This is a genomic window from Cobetia sp. 14N.309.X.WAT.E.A4 (assembly GCF_030397495.1).
GTDB classification, from domain to species: domain Bacteria; phylum Pseudomonadota; class Gammaproteobacteria; order Pseudomonadales; family Halomonadaceae; genus Cobetia; species Cobetia marina.
Genome location: NZ_JAPNXT010000022.1, coordinates 2,372 through 5,668, shown reverse-complemented (window position 1 = coordinate 5,668; position 3,297 = coordinate 2,372). Strand labels below are relative to the sequence as shown.

Genomic DNA, 3,297 nt, shown 5'->3' with positions numbered 1-3,297 from the left:
GTATAAGTGCCTGACGATGACCTACTCTCACATGGAGAAACTCCACACTACCATCGGCGCTAAGCGGTTTCACTTCCGAGTTCGGCATGGGATCGGGTGGTTCACGCTCGCTATGGTCGTCAGGCGAAACGGTGGCACCTTGCGGTGCCTGAGTCTCGAGGCTTGTGGCCTCGCGACTCGCAATATGAATCATGCTGACCGATATGTCGTCGATCCTGTCGCAATCCCGGCGTTTGCCTTAGCAAACCCCTTGGGTGTTATATGGTCAAGCCTCACGGGCAATTAGTACTGGTTAGCTCAACACATTGCTGTGCTTCCACACCCAGCCTATCAACCTTGTAGTCTTCAAGGGCCCTTCAGGAGGCGCAAGGCCTCAGGGAAGTCTCATCTTGAAGGGGGCTTCCCGCTTAGATGCTTTCAGCGGTTATCCCGTCCGAACGTAGCTACCGGGCAATGCCATTGGCATGACAACCCGAACACCAGAGGTTCGTCCACTCCGGTCCTCTCGTACTAGGAGCAGCTCTTCTCAAACTTCCGACGCCCACGGCAGATAGGGACCGAACTGTCTCACGACGTTCTAAACCCAGCTCGCGTACCACTTTAAATGGCGAACAGCCATACCCTTGGGACCGACTTCAGCCCCAGGATGTGATGAGCCGACATCGAGGTGCCAAACACCGCCGTCGATGTGAACTCTTGGGCGGTATCAGCCTGTTATCCCCGGAGTACCTTTTATCCGTTGAGCGATGGCCCTTCCATACAGAACCACCGGATCACTAGAACCTACTTTCGTACCTGCTCGACGTGTCTGTCTCGCAGTCAAGCACCCTTATGCTCTTGCACTCAATGCACGATTTCCAACCGTGCTGAGGGTACCTTCGTGCTCCTCCGTTACTCTTTAGGAGGAGACCGCCCCAGTCAAACTACCCACCATACACTGTCCTCGATCCGGATAACGGACCTGAGTTAGAACGCCAATGATGTCAGGCTGGTATTTCAAGGTTGGCTCCACCGCATCTGGCGACGTGGTTTCAAAGCCTCCCAGCTATCCTACACAGACAACATCAGCATCCAGTGTAAAGCTATAGTAAAGGTTCACGGGGTCTTTCCGTCTAGCCGCGGGTACACAGCATCTTCACTGCGATTTCAATTTCACTGAGTCTCGGGTGGAGACAGCGTGGCCATCATTACGCCATTCGTGCAGGTCGGAACTTACCCGACAAGGAATTTCGCTACCTTAGGACCGTTATAGTTACGGCCGCCGTTTACCGGGGCTTCGATCAAGAGCTTCGGACGAATCCTAACCCCATCAATTAACCTTCCGGCACCGGGCAGGCGTCACACCCTATACGTCCGCTTGCGCGTTTGCAGAGTGCTGTGTTTTTAATAAACAGTTGCAGCCACCTGGTATCTTCGACCGGTATGAGCTTACGGAGCAAGTCCTTCACTCGAACCGGTGCACCTTCTCCCGAAGTTACGGTGCCATTTTGCCTAGTTCCTTCACCCGAGTTCTCTCAAGCGCCTTGGTATTCTCTACCTGACCACCTGTGTCGGTTTGGGGTACGGTCGCATGTGATCTGAAGCTTAGAGGCTTTTCCTGGAAGCGTGGCATCGATGACTTCCTGACCGTAGTCAGTTCGTCTCGCATCTCGACCTCAGAGGAACCGGATTTGCCTGATTCCTCGGCCTACATGCTTTCACCAGGACAACCAACGCCTGGCTCACCTAGCCTTCTTCGTCCCCCCATCGCAACCACATCCGGTACGGGAATATTAACCCGTTTCCCATCGACTACGCGTTTCCGCCTCGCCTTAGGGGCCGACTCACTCTGCTCCGATTAACGTAGAACAGAAAACCTTGGTCTTCCGGCGGGGGAGTTTTTCACTCCCCTTATCGTTACTCATGTCAGCATTCGCACTCGTGATACCTCCAGCAGACTTCTCAATCCACCTTCATTGGCTTACACGACGCTCCTCTACCGCTCATCCATAAGGATGAACCCGTAGCTTCGGTACCTGATTTAGCCCCGTTATATCTTCCGCGCAGGCCGACTCGACTAGTGAGCTATTACGCTTTCTTTAAAGGATGGCTGCTTCTAAGCCAACCTCCTAGCTGTCTGAGCCTTCCCACATCGTTTCCCACTTAATCAGGATTTTGGGACCTTAGCTGACGGTCTGGGTTGTTTCCCTTTTCACAACGGACGTTAGCACCCGCTGTGTGTCTCCCACGCTGCACTCACTGGTATTCGGAGTTTGCCTCGGGTTGGTAAGTCGGGATGACCCCCTAGCCGAAACAGTGCTCTACCCCCAGCGGTGATACGTGAGGCGCTACCTAAATAGCTTTCGAGGAGAACCAGCTATCTCCGGGCTTGATTAGCCTTTCACTCCGATCCACAGCTCATCCCAGCATTTTTCAACATACTTGGGTTCGGGCCTCCAATTGATGTTACTCAATCTTCACCCTGGCCATGGATAGATCGCCCGGTTTCGGGTCTATACCCTGCGACTGGTCGCCCAGTTAAGACTCGCTTTCGCTACGCCTCCCCTATACGGTTAAGCTCGCCACAGAATATAAGTCGCTGACCCATTATACAAAAGGTACGCGGTCACACCACGAAGGTGCTCCCACTGCTTGTACGCATACGGTTTCAGGATCTATTTCACTCCCCTCGCCGGGGTTCTTTTCGCCTTTCCCTCACGGTACTGGTTCACTATCGGTCAGCCAGGAGTATTTAGCCTTGGAGGATGGTCCCCCCATGTTCAGTCAAGGTTTCTCGTGCCCCGACCTACTCGATTTCACGATACTCAGACTTCGACTACGGGACTATCACCCTGTATCGTCAAGCTTCCCAGCTTGTTCGTCTGTCAGTTGTATCGCTTAAGGGCTGGTCCCCGTTCGCTCGCCGCTACTTGGGGAATCTCGGTTGATTTCTTTTCCTCCGGGTACTTAGATGTTTCAGTTCCCCGGGTTTGCCTCTATAGGTTATGTATTGGCCTATAGATACTCACCTGATGGTGAGTGGGTTTCCCCATTCGGAAATCGTTGGGTCGCAGGGTATTTGCCACCTCGCCAACGCTTATCGCAGGCTATCACGTCCTTCATCGCCTCTGGCTGCCAAGGCATCCACCGTATGCGCTTAATCGCTTGACCATATAACCCCAAGGGGTCTGTCAAGGATTACGAATCTGTCGGACCTCTCCGACATATCGTTTTGATGGAGATGTGCTTGGCGCACATTCCATCGTCAGCATGATTCACATTGTTAAAGAGCGGCTGTTCAGAGAACAGTGAGAAGTG

2 rRNA genes are annotated in these 3,297 nt (G+C 53.3%); both read right to left on the bottom strand.

What is annotated here, in order from left to right:
- Nucleotides 1–8: 8 nt before the first annotated feature.
- Nucleotides 9–124: ribosomal RNA gene (gene rrf / locus OW493_RS17120) — 5S ribosomal RNA — on the bottom strand.
- A 137-nt stretch (nt 125–261) separates the two neighbouring features.
- A 23S ribosomal RNA gene (locus OW493_RS17115) occupies nt 262–3,150 on the bottom strand.
- Between the last annotated feature and the right edge of the window lie 147 nt (nt 3,151–3,297).